The sequence below is a fragment of the Winogradskya consettensis genome, from assembly GCF_018332715.1.
GTDB lineage: Bacteria > Actinomycetota > Actinomycetes > Mycobacteriales > Micromonosporaceae > Actinoplanes > Actinoplanes consettensis.
The window spans coordinates 20,683-41,489 of record NZ_BOQP01000031.1 but is presented as its reverse complement, the minus strand read 5'-3'; the positions used below and the strand labels follow the sequence as shown (position 1 = coordinate 41,489).

Sequence of the window (20,807 nt, the reverse complement as noted above, 5' to 3'; positions counted from 1 at the left end):
TCACGACGGCCTGCGCCGGGCCCAGCTGCCGCGACACGAAACCTGGACCTCGCCGCAGTCTCGCCGTGATCCCTCAGATGCGCCCTAGTGCGGCGCGGACGTCGCCGAGGCCGCGGGCCGCGATGAGTTCGCCGGGGCCCAGTGGCACCCAGGTTCCGGCCCAGGCCCGCCACATGCGCGGATCGGTGGGGACGGTCACCCGGGCGGACCCGCCGGCGGGCAGGGAGACGGCGGACCAGCCCATGAGGCGTACGGGATGAGCGTTGTCCTGGGGTCTGAAGTAGATCTGGACAACCTCGCGACCGGCGCGCGGGCCGGTATTGGTGACCGTGACGGCCACCGACCCGGACGAATACGAAATGTCAGAATAGTCCCAGGTGGTGTAGCCCAGCCCGTGGCCGAACCAGAAGGCCGGCGCCGGAGCCAGCCCCGCGTCATGACCCCGGTACCCTGCGAACCGCCCCTCGGCATAGGCGAGCACACCGTCCACCGGGGTGACCGACCACGCGGGTGATCCACCGTCCTCGGCCGGGAACGTCGTCACGAGCCGCCCGGCCGGTTCGATGTTCCCGAGCAGCGCCGCGGCGATCGCGTGACCCGCCTCCTGACCGGGCAGCCCGGCCCAGAGGACGGCGTCGACCCGGGTACGCCACGGCATGATCACCGGGCTGGCCGCGTTGACCACGACGATCGTGCGCCGCGCGGCTCCGGCGACCGCCTCGACCAGCGCGTCCTGTGCGCCCGGCAGGTGCAGTGTGCTCTTGTCGACGCCCTCGGTCTCCTGCTCCTCGGTCAGCCCGACCACCACGACGGCGACGTCCGCGCCGGCCGCCGCCCGGACCGCGTCGTCGATCACGTCGACGGTCTCGCGCCGGGCCGGCCGTCCGATCAGGCCGAACAGGCCCGCGGCGCTGAACGCGTCGGTTCCCGAGCCCAGCCGCACGGACGCCTCGAACGTCGTGCCCGCCGTCACCGTGTGCACACCCGTGGAAAGGGGCGGTACCACGAGTTCCTCGCCGAAGTTACGCCCCGTGGTCGACAGCGAGAATGATGACTCGCTGTCACCGATCCGGACGGTCCAGTCGCCGGAGCCGAGCACGCCGAGCTCGGCCGTGCCGGAGCGGGTGATCACGGCGGACAGGACCACGGTGGCCACCGGCTCGGCGTAGCGCTCGTCCAGGCCGGCCGTGGTGGTGGCGTCCGCCGCGTGCCGCCGCTCCAGCTCGGTGCCGCTTTCGGAGAGCAGCTTCACGCGTACGCCCGAAGTGCCGGTTTCCCCGTCCGTGAGAAACCCGCCGCGCGCGGGCACCGGCCTGCTCCGGACCTCGACCCCGTCGACCACGGTGACCAGATCACCCAGCGCACCACGCAGCCCGTCGGCGACGCTGACCTGGTAGGGCGGGGTGACATGCGCCGACCCGCCGCCCATGCCGATGGTCTCCACCGCGTGCCGCCCGATCAGCGCGACGGTCCGCGCCCGATCGAGCGGCAACGTCCCGTTCTCATTGACCAGCACCGTCATCCCCTGCGCGGCCAGCCGCGTCAGCTGAGCCCGCCGCGCAGCACTGTCCGGCGCCACAGCCGACCGGGTATGCCGCGCGGCACTGCCCGGCGCCCCGGCCAGGTGGTCAGCGCGGGCAAGGTGGTCAGCGCCGGTGTCGTCCTTGAGGGCGCCCACCCGCGCGGCGAGCAGCAGCAACCGCCCCAGGTGGTCGTCGATCACCGCCTCGCTGACCTCGCCGGACTCCACCGCGCCCACCAGCGCCTCACCCCACGGCCCGCGCGGCCCGGGCATGACGAGATCCAGCCCGGCGTTCGCGGCCGGCCCGGCCGAGCGGGCCGCGAACCAGTCGGACATGACCAGCCCCCGGTAGCCCCATTCGCCCTTGACGATGCCGGTGATCAGTTCGCGGTGCTCGGTGGCGGGCGTGCCGTTCACCCGGTTGTAGGCCGCCACGATCGCCCACGGGTCCGCGTCGGCGACCACGATCTCGAACGGCAGCAGGGCCACCTCACGCAGCGTCGCCTCGTCCAGTTCGCTGCTCATGGTGTTGCGCGCGGTCTCGCTGTCGTTGGCGACCAGGTGCTTGAGGGCGGCACCCACGCCGAGGTCCTGCATCGCGCGAACGGCGGCGGCGGCCAGCTTCCCGGTGAGCAGCGGATCCTCGGAGTACGCCTCGAAGAGCCGCCCGCCCAGCGGCGAGCGCGGCAGGTTGACGGTGGGCCCGAGCACCACGTGCACCCCGCGGGCGAGGGCCTCCTCGGCGAGGATCCGGCCCGCCTCTGCGGCCGCGTCCTCGTCCCAGAACGCCGCGAGCAGCGTCGGGTTGGGCAGCAGTACGGCGGTCGGCCCGCCGCTGAACGTGGCACCCCGCACCCCGGCGGGACCGTCGGAGACCCGCACCTCGCCCAGCCCGATCGACTCCCGCGAGCCCAGCGTGAACGCCGAGGCGCCGGTCAGCAATGCGACCTTCTCCGGCAGCGACAACGACCGGACGAGCGCACCGCGACCCGCACTCCCCGACGACTTCACCCGATGATCTTCGCCCGTCGGGGGAGCGGCGGCGGGACCGACACCCCCTCAGTGGCCGATGATCCCGCGGGCCAGGGCGCTCAGCAGGGCGCACTGGGTGAACGAGTCGGTGATCTCGCCGGCGGCGACGCCCGCCATCAGCTCGGCGGCGGTCAGCCAGCGGACGTCCGCGACCTCCCGGGAGTCGTCCGGCGCGCCGGGCAACTCCGCGTAGGTGGCGTGGAACAGGTGCACGGTCGAGGCCAGCAGCCCCGAGTTGGGGGTCACCGTGCCGATCGCTTCGAGCGTGTCGGGCGCCGCCCCGAGCTCCTCCTTGAGCTCCAGCTCCGCCGAGAAGAGCGCAGTTCCGGCGGCGAACCCGCGCGGGATGCCCCACTCCCACGACCGCGTCGGGTAACGGTACGTGAGCACCTGCGCGAACCGGCCCGCGTGCGAGGCCAGCATCGCCACCCCCGGCCGGCCCTCGGACTCGACGATGCGCAGGTAACGGCCCCGGGAATCGTCCGCGAACGCCACGTCGTCGTCGTAGACGGTGACGAACCTGTTCGCGTAGACGCGGCGTTCGCGCAGCGTACGGATCATGCGGGCCTCCCGGGGTCAGCGATAGTCCATCGTGTCCGAAACGAGCGACGGCGACCAGCGGTCGGACAGTTCCCCCGCGCGCGCCGCGGCGTGGCGCACGGCCTCGCGTTCGCGGAACACATCGGTCAGGTAGTTCGCGACGCTGGCCAGGGCGGCTCCCGCTCCGGCACCGGCGAGGACCAGGGCCGGGTCGCCGGTCAGCACGCCCACCCCGCCGCCGAGCAGGCTGCCGCCGATGTTGAGCGGTGCGGCCTTCACGTGGGCCCACATGCTGGTCCCGGTGTTCGTGGCGCGGGCGATCTCCAGGGTGTGCTCGGCGTGCCGGCTGATCAGGTAGCGGATGCGCCCGTCCGAGGAGGTGATCTCGAGCAGCTCGTCACGCAGGCGGCGTACCTCCTGCCAGGTCAGCCAGCCGCTCAGCGCGCGGTCGTCGACCAGCTCGGCGGTCTTGGCGCTCAGCGCCAGGCCCATGCCGTTCTTGGCCGCGAGGATCGCCGTCTCGTAGTCGGGGGCGTCGGTGTTCAGGCCCTCGGCGCCGAGCGTGGCCCGGACCAGGCCGTTGTAGGAGATGTTCACGAGCCCGTTCAGCTTCGCGACGGCTTCCGGGCCGGCCTCCAGGGTCCGGATCAGGCTGCGCCACTGGCTGCGGGTCCGCAGGGACGAGGGATCCGACCGTACGCGGGTCAGCAGCTCGCCGACGACCGGATCTTCGGGGAGTGTTTCGAGGCCGGCCCGCACGCGGGCAGCGAGACCGTCGCCGGGCGGTGCCGTGACGCGCATCGGCAGCCCCGCGTCGCGCAGGGCCCGATCGATCTCCACCAGGGCGGCGAGGCGCTGGCGCAGGGGACCGTCGGCGATGCCGTCGACGCCGGGCACGTCCCGGGCGAGCTGGACGGCCAGCTCCCGGCGCAGCTCCGGGTGCTCGTGCAGCTCGGGCCAGGAAGAGAATTCGAAGTCGTCGCGCAGCAGCGCCGAGCCGAACGCGTTGAGCAGGCTGAACCGGTCGGCCGGGTCGGCGGTGTCGCGCAGCAGGGGGTTGTCGACGATGCGCACCTGGATCGCGCCGCGGCGCAGCAGGCCGAGCACCGCGAGCGTCTCGTCGTCGTAGCGCTGCACCGCGCCGAGCACGAGCGGACCGTCGAACGCCTGCGCGGGGGAGAGCACCGGCGTCACCCCGCCGGCCAGCATGTGGATCATCAGCACGCCGGCGGCCTCGACGATCCGGCGGTCGACCTGGGTGGCGGCGGGCGCGAACCCGACGGGGTCCAGGGCGCCGAAGTACGCGGACCGCACCATGCCGCCCCCAGATGTGTCGCCCCAGCTGTGTGGTCGGGTCGTCACTCAAGGTATCGGCTGCGGTCAACGTGCGCGAGAGGGCTCTCGTTTGTCATAGGACCCACAGGTTGTGCACACGCAGCCCCAAGGCTGGTGGCGAAAGGTATGGGGTGTTGGGAACGGGACACGGCTTGGGGGAGTCCGAGATGCTTGTGCAGCTGAATCGCACCGATCAGAACGAGGCGTTCGCGCCCAACCGCTTCACCGGGAGGGCCGACGTCAACACGCCGCGGCCCGAGCCGGTCGTCGCCGTGCTGGGCTATCACGGGCGGGTCGCCGGGCTCGGCGCGCACCTGCCGAGCGGGTGGTCGGTGCGGCACGCGGCCGGGCTCGACGACATCCGCGCCGACGACATAGTGCTGATCAGCGGCGCGAAGGTGCTCGACGTCGTGGGTGCGCGGGCCGTCCTGCCCCGCCGGACCAGGATCGTGGCCCTGGTCGACGACGACGCCGCGGCCGAGCTGGTCGCCGGTGTCCTGTCCGCCGGCGCGGACGTCTGCGTGCGCGGCGGCCAGCCCGCGATCCTCGCCGGTCACCTCGTCGCCTGCCGCCGCCGCCAGCTCACCGACCGCTGGATGAACCTCGAGATCGCTTAGCCACGGTTACAACGATGCCGGCGCCCGTGGGAGCGCCGGCATCGGTCTATGCGGTGAGGGTCAGGGAGTCGGCGACGCGCTGGGCGTCGGCGCGAGGGCCTTGCAGGCCTCGACCGCCTTCTTGGTGGTGGCGTCCGTGGTGTTCAGCGGCGTGCCCTCACCGAGCGTCACACCGTGGTCCGTCAGGCACGTGCGGTAGGCGGCGGTCATGCCGTTGCCCCGGCCCTGGCCGTTTCCGTTGCCGCCGCCCGCCCGGCCGCTGGGCCGCACCGACGCGCAGGCGGTCTGCGCCTTCGCCCAGGTCGCGTCGTCGACGCCCTCGGGCTTCTGGAAGCCGCCCCCGCCACCCGGGAAGCCGCCGCCACGCTGGCCACCGGCGCCCGCGCTGCCGGAGGGCCGCGGCATACCCGACGGGAAGCCGCCACCCTGGGGACCACCGGACGGGAAGGCGCCGCGCGACGCTCCGCCGTTGCGGGCCATGCCGGACGGCATCGTGATGGTGACGCCGTTCTGGCTCAGGCAGCTCTGGTAGGCGGCGAACCCGTTGGCACCGTTGCCGTTACCGCCCCCGGAGGCGTCGGTGGACGAGGAGTCCGATCCGCCGCCGCACGCCGCGGTGACGAGCAGCGCCGCGGAAGCGACGAACAGGCCCGCGAGGCGGCGCGGGGTCATTCTGGAGTTCAGCGGCACGGGTCTCTCCTTGGGTACGCGGACACGACGGTCCAGAGAAGACCGCCCACCTCGTCGCTACGTGGGACGACCCTCGGAATTAGCTATGAGCGGCGGCCGGAGCTTCCGAGGTAACTCCCAGGCGGGACCGAGCCCGCGGCGAGGCCGGGCCGGAACACTCTGCCGACATGGGTATCGGTATGGCCGCCTGGCGCGGGGGAAACCGGCGATGGGTGTGGCTGACGGCCGGTGTGGTCGTGGTGCTGGTGCTCGTCGCGGGAGTGGTGTGGGCGCTGACCGCCGACGCGGATGAGAAACCGGTGGCTGCCGCGACGACGGTGGCGGCGGACAAGGGTGCGGTGACCTCGGAGGTCGCCACGACCGGGACGTTGCAGCCGGCGCAGACGCGCAACCTGTCGTTCACCGTCGCGGGGACCGTGGAGAGCGTGAAGGTGCGCGCCGGCACGGTCGTCACCGCCGGTCAGGAGTTGGCCGGCATCGGTGACGACGACGCCGCTGCCGCGGTCGACGAGGCGCAGGACACCCTGGCCGACGCGCAGGACGCGCTGACCGAGGCTCAGGACGCCGCGGCCGAGGCGACGTCCACGCCGACGACGTCGACGACGGGGTGTGTCGCCCCGGCGGCGTACGCGGATCCGGCCCCGAGCGCGAGCAGCAGCGCCACCGCGAGCCCGACGCCGAGCCGGACCACCACGTCCCCGACCCCGGCGGTGACCACCGGCCCGGCTACCAGACCGACCACCAAGGCCCCGACGAAGACACCCACGAAAACCACCGATCCGGCGCGCGGCGGCGGGGCGGCGCCCACCACGAAGTCGAACCAGAACTGCACCACCACCGGCGGCGGGAACACCGGCGGCGGGAACACCAGCGGCGGGCAGCAGGGTGGGGGACAGGGCAGCGGCGGTGACGCGGTGCTCAGCGCCCAGCAGCGGGTGAACCAGGCCGAGGTGGCCCTGGAGAACGCCGAGGACAACCTCGACGGCACCACGATCACCGCACCGATCGCCGGCCGGATCCTGTCGGTCTCCGGCAAGGTCGGCAGCCAGGTGAGCGGCGGTTCCACGTTCATCGCCCTGGCCGACGTCTACGACATGCAGGTCAGCGCGGACTTCCCGGAGGCCGACGCGGACCGCCTCGCCGTGCGCCAGAAGGCCACCATCGGGCTCGCGGACCGTGCGGGCGACACCCTGGGCGCCACCGTGGTCCAGGTCGACCCGATCGGGACGAGCGACGGCACGCTGGTCCGGTACGGCGTGGTGCTGTCGTTCGACGACGCCCCCAAGGACCTGCTCGTCGGGCAGAGCGCGTCGGTGCGGGTGACCACCGGCTCGGCGCAGGACGTCCTGCGGGTGCCGAGCACCGCCGTGCACGACGTCGCCGGGGACACCGGCACCGTGCTGCGCGACGGGGCCCAGGTGAAGGTCGGTATCGGGCTGCGCGGAGACCAGTACACGGAGATCAAGTCGGGGCTCACCGAGGGTGAGGCAGTGGTCCGATCGTGGTGACCTCAGCGGGCTCTCACGCAATTCATGGGAAATTCAAAGGAACCGTTGATAGTTCTTCCCAGTGCATTCCGATACGCGAGGTTCCGTCGCCCTGTCCGAGCCGCCGGTCGCCCGGCCGACCCGGGTCCTGGTGGTCGACGACGAGCCCAACATCTCCGCGCTGCTCTCGGCCACGTTGCGCCTGGTCGCCTTTGACGTCCGGGTCGCCGAATCGGGTCACGGGGCGCTGGTCGCGGTCGAGGACTTCGACCCGGACCTGGTCGTCCTGGACGTGATGCTGCCGGACCTGGACGGTTTCGAGGTCGCGCGGCGCCTGCGGGCCGCCGGGCGTGCCACGCCGGTGCTGTTCCTGACCGCGCGGGACACCGTCGAGGACCGGGTCGCGGGGCTGACCGCCGGCGCGGACGACTACGTCGCCAAGCCGTTCAGTCTCGAGGAGGTCGTGCTGCGGATCCGGGCGATCCTGCGGCGCAGCCAGCCCGAGCTGGCCCCGGAGGAGACGGGCGTCCTGCGCTACGCCGACCTGGAGATGGACGAGGACGCCCACGAGGTGCGCCGCGCGGGCCGGCTGATCGACCTGTCGCCGACCGAGTTCAACCTGCTCAAGTACCTGATGATCAACTCGGGCCGGGTGGTCAGCAAGGCCCAGATCCTCGACCGGGTCTGGAAGTACGACTTCGGCGGCGACGGGCGCATCGTCGAGTCGTACGTCTACTACCTGCGCCGCAAGATCGACAAGACCGGCCAGCCGCTCATCCACACCGTGCGCGGCGTGGGCTACGCCTTGAGGTTGCCACGAAACGACGACTGATGATCAGGCGGTGGGGGCACTGGACCCTGCGCTCGCGACTGGTGTTGGTCGTGGGCGCGCTGGCCGCGGTCGCGCTGATCCTGGCCAACATCGCCGGGCTGGTGCTCATCCGCGGCTATCTGCGCGACCGCATCGACGAGCAGCTCACCGGGATGGTCCGGCCGTTCTCGTCGAGCGCGCGCCCGGACTTCCCCGCCGGCAACGCCTTCGGGGCGCGGCGGGTGCTGCGGCTCGGCCCGGACCAGGTCGTCTATGTCTACACGGCCGCGGGCACCCTCGACCCGGAGCGCAGCTCGACCGCCGACGCGACCATGCCGCCGGTGCAGCCGCTGGCCGAGGTGCAGGCGCGTGCCGGGAGCGGCAAGCCGTACACCGTGAGTGCCACCGACGGCAGCACCGACTGGCGGTTGCTGGCGGTTGCGATGACCGACACCGGCGGCGTCGCGGTGATCGGCTCGTCGATGTCGGAGGTCGCGCAGACCGTCGACCGGCTGATGGCCATCGACGCCGGGGTCACGCTGCTCGTGCTGGCGCTGCTCGCGGCCGGCTCGGCGTTCGTGGTGCGGATCGGGTTGCGCCCGCTCACCGACATGGAACGGCTGACGACGGCGATCTCGGCGGGCAACCTCTCCGGGCGGGTCGCGGACACCGACCCGCACACCGAACCCGGCCGGCTCGGCGGGGCGCTCAACCTGATGCTGTCGCGCATCGAGGCCGAGGTCTCCGCGCGGACGGCCTCCGAGCGCCGGTTGCGCCAGTTCGTCGCGGACGCCTCCCACGAGTTGCGTACGCCCCTCACGTCGATCCGCGGCTTCGCCGAGCTGTACCGGCGCGGGGGAGCACCGCCCGGCCCCCAGCTCGACGAGACGATGAGCCGCATCGAGGGCGAGGCGGGGCGGATGGGCGTACTCGTGGAGGATCTGCTGCTGCTCGCCCGGCTGGACCAGAAACGGCCGCCGGTGCTGCGCCCGGTGGATCTGCTGGAGATCGCCGCCGACACGATCCGCGACGCGCACGCCCGCGTGCCCGACCGCCCGGTACGCCTCGCCGCGCTGGACGACGACAGCGACACGTTCGAGCCGCCCACGGTCCTCGGTGACGAGCACGGGCTGCGCCAGGTCGCCACGAACCTCGTCGCGAACGCGTTGCAGCACACCACGTCGGCCACCGTGACGGTGCGGGTCGGGCGCGTCGAGCGGTACGTGCCACGACGGGGAGTGGTGTCGTCGGGCGTCGCCGCTCTGGGCGTACCCCTCGCGGTCATGGAGGTCTCGGACGACGGCCCGGGCGTGCCCGCCGAGCACGCGCCCCGGGTCTTCGAACGGCTCTACCGGGCGGATTCCAGCCGGTCCCGCGGCAAGGGCGGCGGCTCGGGCCTGGGTCTGTCCATCGTGGCGGCGATCGTCACCGGGCACGGCGGGTGGGTGGAACTCGACTCCACGAGGGGTAAGGGCGCCACTTTCCGGGTATTGATCCCCGCTGAGGGTGACCGGCCGTGAATCTCAAAGGTGGCTCCCAGGTTACGCCGAACCTCCCTTGAGGGGGCGTCGCCACAGTGTCCGTCATGCCTGCCCCCCGCCTGGGTTCCCTGCGCCGCCCCACCGTGGCGGTCAACGCCGCCCTCGGGCTCCTGCTCGCCGGTGGCGCCTTCTGGGCGTACGAGACGTTGTCCGGCCCGGACACCGGTACCGCCGCAGCGGCGTCGACCCGTTCCGTACCAGTCCAGCAGGGCACCGTCACCGCCTCAGTCACCGCCGACGGCTCGCTGGAGAGCGCCAGCTCGGCCAGCGCCAGCTTCGTCACCGGCGGCACCGTCACCAGCATCTCGGTGAAGGTCGGTGACAAGGTCAAGAAGGGCCAGGTCCTGGCCAAGGTCGATCCGGCCGCCGCGAACCGTACGCTCGACGCCGCCAACGCCGACCTCGACGCCGCCCAGGCCTCCCTGGCCCGCGCCGAGGACGCCGGCTCCGACACCAGCACCGCGTCGAACGAGGTGACCCAGGCCCGGCTCGCCGTCGACGAGGCGGAGGCCGGGGTCACCGGCACCACGCTGAAGGCCCCGATGGCCGGCACCGTGGTCGCCGTCAACGGCACGCTCGGCAGCTCCTCCTCGGGCACCGGAACCTCCTCGTCCTCCTCCGGCAGCCAGGGCGGCGGCAGCCAGGGCGGCGGTCAGTCCTCCTCCACCACGACCTCGTCGTCCTCGACGAGCGACTCCGGATTCATCGACCTCGCGGACCTGACGAAGCTGCAGGTGACCGCCGCGTTCGCCGAGGCCGACGCGACGAAGCTCAAGGAGAAGCAGACCGCGACGGTGACCTGGAACGCGCTCAGCGGCACCGAGCAGAGCGCCAAGGTCGTCGCGGTCGACCCGCAGGCCACCACCAGCAACAACGTGGTCACGTACGGCGTCACGCTCAGCCTCGACAAGGTGCCCACCGGCGCGAAGCCCGGCCAGACGGTCTCCGTCTCGGTCACCACCGGTTCGGTCACCGACGCGCTCTACGTCAACTCGGCGGCGCTCACCAGCGTCGGCAACCGGCACACGGTCACCGTGCTGGCCAACGGCGTCGAGGAGACCCGCTCCGTGGAGATCGGCCTCGAGGGCGACCAGGCCACCGAGATCACCTCCGGGCTGACCGCGGGCGAGCAGGTCGTCATCAAGACCACCACCACGACCACGAGCGGCACCGGGACCGGCGGCGGCTTCGGCGGCCTGACCGGCGGGGGCGGCGCTCCCGCCGGCGGCGGCTTCCAGGGTGGCGGCGGTCAGGGCCGGGGCACCCGATGAGCAAGCCCGTCCTCGACGTCCGCGAGCTCCGCAAGATCTACGGCACCGGCGAGGCCACCGTGCACGCGCTGCGCGGGGTCTCGCTCACCGTGGACCGCGGCGACTACGTGGCGATCATGGGCTCGTCCGGCTCCGGCAAGTCGACGTTGATGAACATCCTCGGCGCCCTCGACGTACCGACCTCGGGGCAGTACCTGCTGGACGGCGTGGACGTCAGCCGGCTCGCCGACCGCCAGCTCGCCCTGGCCCGGAACCGGCTCATCGGGTTCATCTTCCAGGCGTTCAACCTCATTCCGCGTACGTCGGCGGTGGCGAACGTCGAGCTCCCGCTCGCGTACGCCGGGGTCAAACCGAAGGAACGCCGCCGCCGGGCCATGGCCGCGCTGGACGTCGTCGGTCTCGCCGACCGTGCCAAGCACGAGCCCAACCAGCTCTCCGGCGGCCAGCAGCAGCGGGTCGCGGTGGCCCGGGCCCTGGTCACCGAGCCGGCCCTGCTGCTCGCCGACGAGCCCACCGGCAACCTGGACTCCCGCTCGACCGACGACGTGCTGGAGGTCTTCGACCAGCTCAGCACGGCCGGCCGGACCATCGTGATCATCACCCACGAGACCGAGGTCGGCGATCGCGCCAAGCGGCTGATCCGCCTCGTCGACGGCAGCATCGTCCTCGACCGGCGCCAGGCCCCGGTCCTCAGCGCGGCAGGACGGCATTCACAGGCATGAGCGACTGCACCGAGCCTCGCTCACGGCGAGCCGCAGACGGCCCGGAACGGCGAGGGCCAGAAGCGCATGCGAAAGGTAAGCACAGTTGAGTTTCTTCGAGGTTGTCCGGTTCGCGCTGCGCGGGCTGTCGGCGAACAAGCTGCGGTCGGCCCTGACGATGCTCGGCATCCTGATCGGTGTCGCCGCGGTCATCCTGCTCGTCGCGGTCGGCAACGGCTCGGCGAAGGCGATCAGCGACCGGATCGAGGCGCTGGGCACCAACACGATCACCGTCATGAGCTCCGGCGGCGGCGGTGGGGGCGGTGGCTCCACGGCCAAGCTCACCCCGGAGATCGCCGACGCGCTGATCGACCCGACGCTGGCCCCGGACGTCGCCTCGGTGTCGCCGGTGGTGAGCTCCTCGGCCACGCTCACGTACGAGGGCACCGACCACGACGTGACCAGCTTCGTCGGCACCACCGCGGGCTGGTTCACGGCCTCCAACACCCCGGTGGGCACCGGCGCCGGCTTCACCGCCGACGACGAGGCCCAGGCCCGGCGGGTCGTGGTCATCGGCCAGACCGTCGCCGAGGAGCTCTTCCCCGGTGTCGACCCGATCGACAAGCAGGTCACCGTCAGCGGTGCCCTGTTCACGGTGGTCGGGGTGCTGAAGGAGAAGGCCTCGACCGGCTTCCAGGACAGCAACGACACCGCGGTCGCCCCGCTGTCGGCGGTGCGCGAGGTCCTCACCGGGTACGGCTCGATCAACTCGATCCTCGTCGAGGCGACCGACCCCGGCAAGGTCGACGCGGTGCAGTCCGAGGTGACCACGATCCTGAACCAGCAGCTCAAGGTCGACGCGACCAGCGGCAGCACGAGCACGCCGTACCGGATCCAGAACGCCTCCCAGCTGCTGGAGACGCAGACCGAGACGGCCGACACCTTCACCACGCTGCTCGGCGCGGTGGCCGCGATCAGTCTGCTGGTCGGCGGCATCGGCATCACCAACATCATGCTGGTCACGGTCACCGAACGGACCCGTGAGATCGGCATCCGCAAGGCGCTCGGGGCACCCCGGCGGGTCATCCTCACCCAGTTCCTCATCGAGGCCACGCTGCTCAGCGTCCTCGGCGGCGCGCTGGGGGTGGCGGCCGCGCTGATCGGCAGCAGCTTCACCATCGTCGGGGTGAAACCGGTCATCGTGCCCAGCTCCGTCGGGCTCGCCCTCGGCGTCTCCATCGCCATCGGACTGTTCTTCGGTGGCCTGCCCGCCAGCCGCGCCGCCCGGTTGCGCCCCATCGACGCCCTGCGTTACGAGTGAGGACCGCTGTGACCCCTTCGAACGACGACACCGCCGTCCTGCGGGTGCCCCCGGCGCCGGCCGACGACGACCTCAACCACGAGGACGGCCTCGCCGCCGAGCTCGCCAAGGCCGCACCGCGGCAGTGGTTCAACAAGGTGACGATCGGCCTGCTCGCCGGCGTCCTGCTGGTCGGCGGCTTCGTCGGCGGCCTCGAGGTGCAGAAGAACTACGGCACCAGCGCCACGGCCGCCGGCCGCGCGGGCGGCGCTGGCGGCGCTGGCGGTGCTGGCGGTGCTGCCGGCCGCGGAAACTTCGGCGGTTACGGCGGCACCAACGGTGGCGGTTTCCCGGGCGGGGGCCAGAACTCCGGCGGCGGCGCGGCACCTGGAGCGGCGGCCCCTGGGGCGTCCGCTGCCGCCGCCGGACCCACCACCGGCAAGGTCAAGCTGGTGGACGGCACGACCATCTACGTCGAGACCTCCGACGGCAGCGTCGTGACCGTACGCACCAGCGGTGACACCAAGGTGCAGACGGCGTCCACCGGCAAGCTCAAGGACTTCAAGGCCGGCGACCCGGTCAGCGTCCAGGGCAGCGCCGACGCCGACGGCACCGTCACCGCGACCACCGTCACCAAGAGCAAGTAGTCACAGCGGCCTGACCGTCAGGATCTGCTCGGCGCGGCCCACCGGCCCGTGCACGTCGTGCAGTGTCGTGCTGGTCAGGCCGTGGCCGTCGGGGCCGAACGCCACCGTGGTGTCCAGGCCCGTCCATGACCCCGACGGCTGCCGGTAGAGGTGGATCGTGAGGTCCAGGTTGGGGAACATCCACTCCTTCGGCGACTCGCGTACGACGATGCCGTTCGCGGTGTCGACCAGCTTGACCCACTCCGCGAGGGGGCTCGCCGGCTCGTCGCGCAGCAGGGTTGCCTGCGAGCCGACCCAGACGGCGCCGCGCCCGGGCCGGATCTCCCCGGCGGGGCGGGCCTCGATCGAGGTGATGTAACCGCCGGGCCACACCTGCGACATCGCGTACGCGGGAAGCGTCTCGGGGTCCGGCAACGGCTCCGGCTGGCCCCCGGCGACCGCGGACGTGTCGGCACCCGCCATCCGCCAGACCCGCGCGCGGACGGCGGGGCGCCCGCGGGCCACGACCACGGCCTCCAGCAGCTCGATCGTGCGGCCGGGACGCACCACCTCGACGGTCAGCTCGAACTCCTCGAGCTTGAGCACGCCCAGGATGTCCATGCTGATCCGCGCGGTCGCCAGCGCGTCCCCGCCCCGTGCCTCGACCATCCGGTCCACCTCGTGCGCGATCAGCCCGGTCATCGGGGCGATGTGCTGCTCGTCGGTGGCCCAGGCACCCCCGGTCAGCTCGGAGGGCTGGAACCGGTGCTCGCCGGTGCGAGCGAAGTAGCTGTTCACAGGATGGAGCGTAAACGGGAACCATCACACCGGTGATCTGACCAAACCCGTATGCATAGTTGTTGATGCGTGTAACCGAACCTTCCTAGTCTGAATGCATCGACAAGTGTTCACCGGGGAGATGACTCGTGGTTGTGCTCGGCAGGGCGGCACTGCTGTCCGCCATCGAGGCGCGGCTCAGCGCCGGTGGCGGGGTCGCGTTGCGCGGTCCCGAGGGCATCGGCAGGAGCGCGCTGCTCGACGTCGTCTCGGCCACGGCCGCGGCGCGGGGAGAGCTCGTCGTGCGGCTGCGGGCCGTCGAGGCCGAGCGCCTGCTTCCGTACGCCGGGATCGCCGACCTCGTGGCCCAGTTGCCGGGCGCCGCCGTCGCAGCCCTGCCCCCGGCTCACCGCGCGGCCCTGACCGGGTTGCGCCGGGGCGCCACGCCACGCGCCGGTGCCCCCGCCCTGGCCCGCCGGCTCGTGCTGCCGGGTCTGCTCGCGTGGTGTGCCCGCACGGCACCGGTGCTGCTGGTCCTCGACGACGTGCAGTGGCTCGACGCGGCGTCCGCCGGGCTGATCGGGTTCGCCATGCGGCGCGGTCCCGGGCCGCGGATCCGCGTGGTCGCCGCGCAGCGCCACCCGGGTGACGCCGGGCCGCACCGGGCCGCGCGGCTGTGCCCGGCACCGGTCTCCGATCTGCTGGTGCCGCCGCTGGGCACCGACGACCTCACCGAGCTGCTGGAGTCGCGCGGACTGCCCTGCCGCACGGCGACCCGGCTGCACGAGGCGAGCGGCGGCAACCCGTTCCTCGCCCTGGAGCTCGGCGCTGCGGTCGCCCCGGGCCCCGCGTGGCGGCCCGCGCCGCTGCCCGAGCCGGTGCGCGCGCTGCTGCGGCGCAGGCTCGACGCCGTGCCGCCCGCGGTGAAGTCGACGTTGCTGGTCGCGGCGCTGGCCACCGAGCCGGTGCGGCCCACGCTGGTGCGCGCCGGTTATGAGGACGCCGTCCGGGATCTGCGCACGGCCGCCGCGGCGGGCATCGTGGAGCTGGACGGGGAGACGATCCGGTTCACGCCGCCGGCGCTGGCCACCGTGCTGGCCGAGGACGCCGGCGCGGCCCGCCGCGCGGGGGTGCACGACGCGCTCGCCGACGCGGCGCTGGACGAGACCGTGGCGGTGCGCCACCGGGCCCTGCGCAGCGGACGCCCCGATGCCGACGTCGCGCGGGATCTGGTCGCCGCCGCCGAGCGTGCCCTCGCCCGCAGCGCCGGGCGTACGGCCGCCGAGCTCTACCTGCTGGCCGCCGACAGGTGCCCGCGCAGTCTCGCCGCCGACCGCTTCGGCTGGCTGATCGCCGCGGCCGGCACCGCCGCGACCGCGGGCGCCCCCGAGATCGCGGGACGGGCGGCCGAGGCCGTGATCGCCGCCGTCGACGCGCCCGCGCGCTTCCGCGTACGGGCCAGGGTCGTGCTGCTCGACCTGGCCGGGCAGGCCCTGGCCGACATGGGGGAGACATTCGCCGCGGCGGTGCACGAGGCGGGTGACGATCCGGCGTTGCTCGCACCCGTGCGCCTGCGCCAGACCTGGGCGGCCTTCCTGATCGGCGACGTGAACGCCGCCGTCGGGCACGCATCGGCGTCGGCCCGGGCGGCACGCACGGCGGGGGACAGCGGCACCGAGGCGATGGCGTTGTGCGCGCTCGCCCAGGTCCAGCGGCTGCGCGGGGAGGAGACGTGGCGGCTGACGCTGCAGCGGGCCCTGCGCCTGCCCGCCGCGCTGCTGCCGGGCTGGCTGCACATGAGCCCGCGCTACGCGGCCGCCCGGTTCGCGATGATGGACGACCGCCTCGACGAGGCCCGCGCCGAACTGCTCATGCTGCTCGCGGTCGCGGAACAGGACCGCACCGGCGAGGCCCTGGTCGAGGTCCTGCGCAGCCTGTCGGAGGTGGCGACCCGGGCGGGCCGCTGCAGAGACGCCCTCGGGTACGCCCACCGCGCCGTCGCCGCCGCCGGCCGCGCGGGTCTCAGCCCGGGACCCACCTGGTACACGGCGGCCGTCGCGGAGCTCGCCGGTGGCAGTCTCGCCGCGGCTTCCGGGTATGCGCGCCGGGGCGTACGAGCCTCCGAACAGGAGGGTGACGCCCTCTACCTGCGCCGCAACCTGCACGCGCTGGGCCAGGCCGAGCTGCGCGCCGGTGACGCGCGGGCCGGGGTCGCCGCCCTGCGCCGGTTGCGTGACCTCAGCGACGCCGGCGACCCGATGATCGTGCGCTGGCAGGGCGATCTGGCAGCCGGCCTGGCGACGCTGGGCGAGCACGAGGAGGCGGCCGCGACCCTCGCCGACGCCCGCGCGGCAGCCGTACGCCTCGGTGCCGGTCCCGCGCTGGACGGCTACCTGGACCGCGCCGCCGCGATGGTGATGTCGGAGAGCGGCGAACCCGATTCCGCGGTACGGCTCTCCGAGTCGGCGGCGCAGCGCTTCGAAGGCCTGCACCAGCCCCTCGAACAGGCCCACGCCCTGCTCGTGCAGGGCGGCGCGGAACGCCGTCGCCGCCGCTACGCCGCCGCGCGGGTGGCGATAGGGGCGGCGCTCGCGATCTTCCTGGCCGCCGAGGCGAAGCCATGGACCGAGCAGACCGAGCGCGCGCTGGCGCGTACCGAAGGAACCACCGCGCCCCCCGCGGACCTCGGCCTGACCTTCACCGAGGCCCGCATCGCGGGTCTGGTCCGCGACGGAGCGAGCAACCGCGAGATCGCCGCCCAGCTGTTCCTCAGCGTGAAGACGGTCGAGGCCACCCTGACCCGGGTCTACCGCAAACTCGGCGTCCGCTCGCGCACCCAGCTGTCCCAGCGCCTGCCCGCGATCCGCGTCTTCCCGGATCCAGAAACGTCGATCAGCGCTTAATGGCCGTTAGAATAAGCTCTGTTGTGGTGCAAAACACGGCAGCCCACTGACCTGCGGCGTTACCCGTAAAGGTGACCTGGGCTACCCGTTTTCGGTGGCCCGGGTCACTTTCCCATCGAGGGTTTTACCTGGATGATTTGGCGCTGTCTCCCGGACCGGCAACTCTTGAGTTCGAAGGCGATGACGCCCTCGCTCACCAGTCCGTAAGGAGAAGGCAGATGCCACTCAAGACGATCATCAGGTCCGCTCAGGTCACCCTGGCCAACCGCCGCACCGAGCGCCGCGCGCGCCAGCAGCTGTGCGCCGAGCTCGCGGCCTTCCAGACCCCGGCCGAACGCGCCGAGCTCGACCTCATCCTGGGCCGCCACAGCGTCGAGGAGACCCGCGAGATCCGCGAGATCCTCAACCAGCAGGACTACGAACGCCAGCGCGCCTGGCCCGTGGTCACCGGTTATAGCCGCTGACCGCGCCACCCCCAACGACGAAGCCCCGGCGATCCCCGCCGGGGCTTTCTCGTGTCCCGCAACCGTTTCGCACCCGGCCCGGCCCGCTTCGTTCCGCGATCCGCCTGTCCTGCAACCGTTTCGCGCCCGGCCCGACCGCTCGCTTCACGGCACGCCTGCCGAACGGAGGGTATGCGAGTATTCCGGTCCCGGCCCGCTGCCGGTCTGCTGGTCGTCACCACTGTCGCCGGCGTCGCCGTCGCGACCGCCCCGGCTGCCGACGCCGCGCTGCCGGGTCGTCCCACCCGGGTCGTCAGCACCACCTTTGACGACGCCGGCCGCCCGGTGATCACCACGCGGACGGCGACCAGCCAGGCAGCCGCCCTGCGGTACGTCCGGGAGGGGCGGCAGGGGCCGGCCACGGTGGAGCTCGACACTCGCGTGACCGTCGAGGACGTGCCGGCGGGCTCCGACCCGTACCGTGGCGATCAGTGGGATTTTGCCAAGATCGGCGTGGCGCAGGCATGGGAGCACTCGACCGGCTCCGGGGTCGTCGTGGCGGTGATCGACACCGGTGTCGACGCGACCCACCCGGACCTGGCCGGCCACATCCTGCCCGGCATCGACTACGTCGCCGGCACCACGGGGGCCAGCATCGACCCGAACGGCCACGGCACCCACGTCGCCGGCACGATCGCCGCGATCACCGGTAACGACGTGGGCATCTCCGCGGTCGCCCCGGACGCGAGGATCATGCCGATCCGGGCCCTGGGCGCCGACGGCAGCGGCAACATGGCCGACGTCGCCAAGGGCATCGTCTACGCCGCCGACCACGGCGCCGACATCATCAACATGTCGCTGGGCGCGGACGAAGAGATCACGGCGATGACCAACGCGATCACCTACGCGCGCGGCAAGGGCGTCACCGTCGTGGCCGCCGCCGGTAACGACGGCGAGAACGGCAGCCCGGTCAACTACCCCGGCGCCGACCCGGGCGTCATCGCGGTCGCCGCCACCGACTCGTCCGACCAGGTCGCCCCGTTCTCCAACCGCGGCAGCTACGTCGACATCGCCGCGCCCGGTGTCCAGATCCTCAGCACGTACCCGACAGGCTCCGGCTACGCGACCGACAGCGGCACCTCGATGGCCACCCCGCACGTCGCTGCGGTCGCCGCGCTGATCAAGGCGTACCGGCCGGCCGCCACCCCCGACCAGATCGAGCAGACCCTCGAGGACACCGCCGTCGACCTGGGCGTCGCCGGTAAGGACACCGGTTACGGCTGGGGCAGAGTCGACGCCGCCGCGGCCCTGAACGTCACCGAGACCACGGCGGTCACCGTCAGCACCGGCCCTCGCAGCGTTCTTTACGGAACCCCGATCACCACCCGATACACGGTCACCGCCGACGGCAGCGCCGCCGCGAACCGGGCGGTCCAGATCTGCACGGCGACCGCGTCCTCGGTGTTCACCTGCACCGACACCACCACCACTGCGGCCGGCGTCATCACCGTCACGGCCACGGCAACCGGCGTGCGACGGGTACGCCTCACCGTGCCGGCCACCGGCGCAACCCTCGCCGTGACGTCACCAGTCACGACGTACACGGTCGGCACGAAGGTCACCGCGACCCGGGCCGCCGCCCGTACCCTGACCATCACCCTGACCGGGGCTGCCGGGCAACTGGTCCGCCTGCAGCGCTCGACGAAGAGCGGCTGGAAGCAGGTCACGTCCTACCGGGCGGCCGGCACCCGCACCGTCACCGGCCTTGTCACCGGAGCCCGCTACCGGGTCGTCGTGCCCGCCACCAGCGCGCTCACCGGCTCGACCAGCACAACCGTCACGATGTAGCGGCTGCCCTCCAGGCGGTTAGGTGGCCATGTCGGCGAACGGTCCACTGTGGCGTGGCTGCGAACCAGTTGCCGAGCTGGGAGGTTCGCGCGCTGCGGCCGTACATGAAGCCTGGCCTGATGATGGTGTGCCGCAGACCGGAAGCGGCGAGCTCCTGCTCGAGCTGGCAGCGGGTTCGCGGGGTCGCAGCGCGGTGGCCGTCCTTACCGATACAGGCCTTGACCGTACGCGCTCAGTACCTCGCCATCGCCCGCCGCGTGGTGCTCGACCTGATCGACCCGGCGCACCACGAGGCCCTCGGAGACGCCTTGCGCAGCATCGCCGAGGGCCTCTGACCCCAGGTCAGTGCTTCGCTGGATCGTCCTCGTGGGACCGCGCGCTCAGACTGCCGGCGTGTGCCTTGGCCGACGGGTCGTTGCGGGTCTTGAGCAGGCTGGCCACCGTCGTGATGATCAGAACGCCGATGATCACGCCGAGCGAGACCGGGGTGCTGATCACCGGGGCGTCGTGCCAGATGTCCTCGTGCAGCCAGTGCAGCACCAGCTTCACGCCGATGAACGCCAGGATCAGCGACAGGCCGGTCGACAGGTAGACCAGCCGGTCGAGCAGGCCCTTCACCAGGAAGAACAAGGCCCGCAGGCCCAGCAGGGCGAAGGCGTTGGCGACGAAGACGATGTACGCCTCCTCCGTCACGCCGAACACCGCCGGGATCGAGTCCAGCGCGAACAGCAGGTCGGAACTGCCGATCGCGATCAGCGTGATGAACAGCGGCGTGGCCATCCGCTTGCCGCCGATGCGGGTGAACATCTTGCCGCCGTCGTAGTCGTCGGTCACCGGGAAGAACCGCTTGGTGGCCTTGACCAGGGCGTTGTCCTCCACGCTGGGATCCTCGGCCCGGTGCCGGAACAGCTGCACCGCCGTGTAGATGAGGATCAGCCCGAAGATCAGGAACATGAACGAGAACAGCGACAGCAACGTCGCGCCGAGAGCGATGAAGATGACCCGCAGCACCAGCGCGATGATGATGCCGAAGGTCAGGACCTCCTGCTGATATTTCTCGGGCACGGCGAACGTACCCATGATGATCACGAAGACGAAGAGATTGTCGACCGACAGGCTCTTCTCGACGATGTAACCGGCGAAGTACTCGGTGCCGTAGTTCCAGCCGGCCACCTGGGCGAACACCACGCCGAACGCGATCGCGACGGCGATGTAGAAGACCGACCAGGCAGCGGCCTCACGGAACCCGACGGCGTGCGGTTTCAGCACACCGAGGGTCAGGTCGAGGGCGAGCAGGGCCACGATGACCGCGATGGTCAGCGTCCAGCCGAGCGCGGTGACCTCAAGCATCAGGTAACAACCT

Annotated in this window: 17 protein-coding genes; 11 read left to right on the top strand and 6 right to left on the bottom strand. The window is 72.3% G+C overall.

Features of this window, described 5'->3' with window-relative positions:
• Positions 1 to 73: 73 nt before the first annotated feature.
• Genes Aco04nite_RS28115 through Aco04nite_RS28105 form a run of 3 tightly spaced genes read right to left on the bottom strand, consistent with a single transcriptional unit; the run spans position 74 to position 4,411 of the window.
• Positions 74 to 2,533, bottom strand: coding sequence for a glycoside hydrolase family 3 C-terminal domain-containing protein (locus tag Aco04nite_RS28115; protein WP_213000273.1), 2,460 nt, complete (start codon positions 2,531 to 2,533; stop codon positions 74 to 76).
• Between the two features lie 48 nt (positions 2,534 to 2,581).
• The gene (locus tag Aco04nite_RS28110; protein WP_213000272.1) at positions 2,582 to 3,115 is read right to left on the bottom strand and encodes an NUDIX hydrolase; all 534 of its coding nucleotides are present in this window, start codon (positions 3,113 to 3,115) and stop codon (positions 2,582 to 2,584) included.
• 15 nt (positions 3,116 to 3,130) lie between these two features.
• Positions 3,131 to 4,411 carry a hypothetical protein gene (locus Aco04nite_RS28105; protein ID WP_213000271.1) on the bottom strand — a complete coding sequence of 427 codons (1,281 nt, stop codon included), beginning with the start codon at positions 4,409 to 4,411 and terminating at the stop codon, positions 3,131 to 3,133.
• 185 nt (positions 4,412 to 4,596) lie between these two features.
• On the opposite strand from Aco04nite_RS28105, the gene Aco04nite_RS28100 reads away from it, so the two are divergent.
• Positions 4,597 to 5,046, top strand: a complete 450-nt coding sequence (locus Aco04nite_RS28100; protein ID WP_213000270.1) for a hypothetical protein — start codon at positions 4,597 to 4,599, stop codon at positions 5,044 to 5,046.
• 60 nt (positions 5,047 to 5,106) lie between these two features.
• Here Aco04nite_RS28100 and Aco04nite_RS28095 read toward each other — a convergent pair whose 3' ends face one another.
• Positions 5,107 to 5,736: a hypothetical protein gene (locus tag Aco04nite_RS28095; protein ID WP_244876358.1), complete on the bottom strand. Its 630-nt coding sequence runs from the start codon at positions 5,734 to 5,736 to the stop codon at positions 5,107 to 5,109.
• Positions 5,737 to 5,903: 167 nt separating this feature from the next.
• On the opposite strand from Aco04nite_RS28095, the gene Aco04nite_RS28090 reads away from it, so the two are divergent.
• The 7 genes from Aco04nite_RS28090 (at position 5,904) to Aco04nite_RS28060 (ending at position 13,494) form a co-directional block, all read left to right on the top strand.
• Complete coding sequence (locus Aco04nite_RS28090) at positions 5,904 to 7,244, top strand: efflux RND transporter periplasmic adaptor subunit (protein WP_213000269.1); 1,341 nt, start codon at positions 5,904 to 5,906, stop codon at positions 7,242 to 7,244.
• 61 nt (positions 7,245 to 7,305) lie between these two features.
• Complete coding sequence (locus Aco04nite_RS28085; RefSeq protein WP_280519388.1) at positions 7,306 to 8,055, top strand: response regulator transcription factor; 750 nt, start codon at positions 7,306 to 7,308, stop codon at positions 8,053 to 8,055.
• Positions 8,055 to 9,554: a sensor histidine kinase gene (locus Aco04nite_RS28080; RefSeq protein ID WP_213000268.1), complete on the top strand. Its 1,500-nt coding sequence runs from the start codon at positions 8,055 to 8,057 to the stop codon at positions 9,552 to 9,554. Before Aco04nite_RS28085 ends, Aco04nite_RS28080 begins: the two co-directional genes overlap by 1 nt.
• Positions 9,555 to 9,619: 65 nt before the next feature.
• Positions 9,620 to 10,846, top strand: coding sequence for an efflux RND transporter periplasmic adaptor subunit (locus tag Aco04nite_RS28075; protein WP_213000267.1), 1,227 nt, complete (start codon positions 9,620 to 9,622; stop codon positions 10,844 to 10,846).
• Positions 10,843 to 11,568, top strand: coding sequence for an ABC transporter ATP-binding protein (locus tag Aco04nite_RS28070; protein ID WP_213000266.1), 726 nt, complete (start codon positions 10,843 to 10,845; stop codon positions 11,566 to 11,568). The genes Aco04nite_RS28075 and Aco04nite_RS28070 overlap by 4 nt, the downstream gene beginning before the upstream one ends.
• Positions 11,569 to 11,653: 85 nt before the next feature.
• Positions 11,654 to 12,868, top strand: a complete 1,215-nt coding sequence (locus tag Aco04nite_RS28065) for an ABC transporter permease (protein ID WP_213000265.1) — start codon at positions 11,654 to 11,656, stop codon at positions 12,866 to 12,868.
• An 8-nt stretch (positions 12,869 to 12,876) separates the two neighbouring features.
• Positions 12,877 to 13,494, top strand: a complete 618-nt coding sequence (locus Aco04nite_RS28060; protein ID WP_213000264.1) for a hypothetical protein — start codon at positions 12,877 to 12,879, stop codon at positions 13,492 to 13,494.
• Here Aco04nite_RS28060 and Aco04nite_RS28055 read toward each other — a convergent pair whose 3' ends face one another.
• Entirely contained in the window at positions 13,495 to 14,271 is a 777-nt protein-coding gene (locus Aco04nite_RS28055) for a thioesterase family protein (protein WP_213000263.1), read from the bottom strand.
• Positions 14,272 to 14,399: 128 nt separating this feature from the next.
• Between Aco04nite_RS28055 and Aco04nite_RS28050 the strand changes: the two genes are divergently transcribed.
• The 3 genes from Aco04nite_RS28050 (at position 14,400) to Aco04nite_RS28040 (ending at position 19,444) form a co-directional block, all read left to right on the top strand.
• Positions 14,400 to 17,153 carry a helix-turn-helix transcriptional regulator gene (locus Aco04nite_RS28050; protein WP_213000262.1) on the top strand — a complete coding sequence of 918 codons (2,754 nt, stop codon included), beginning with the start codon at positions 14,400 to 14,402 and terminating at the stop codon, positions 17,151 to 17,153.
• 218 nt (positions 17,154 to 17,371) lie between these two features.
• A complete protein-coding gene (locus Aco04nite_RS28045) occupies positions 17,372 to 17,617 on the top strand; it encodes a hypothetical protein (RefSeq protein ID WP_213000261.1) in 246 nt (81 codons plus the stop codon).
• Positions 17,618 to 17,788: 171 nt separating this feature from the next.
• Positions 17,789 to 19,444: a S8 family peptidase gene (locus Aco04nite_RS28040; protein WP_213000260.1), complete on the top strand. Its 1,656-nt coding sequence runs from the start codon at positions 17,789 to 17,791 to the stop codon at positions 19,442 to 19,444.
• 342 nt (positions 19,445 to 19,786) lie between these two features.
• Here Aco04nite_RS28040 and Aco04nite_RS28035 read toward each other — a convergent pair whose 3' ends face one another.
• Positions 19,787 to 20,794, bottom strand: coding sequence for a TerC family protein (locus Aco04nite_RS28035; protein ID WP_213000259.1), 1,008 nt, complete (start codon positions 20,792 to 20,794; stop codon positions 19,787 to 19,789).
• Between the last annotated feature and the right edge of the window lie 13 nt (positions 20,795 to 20,807).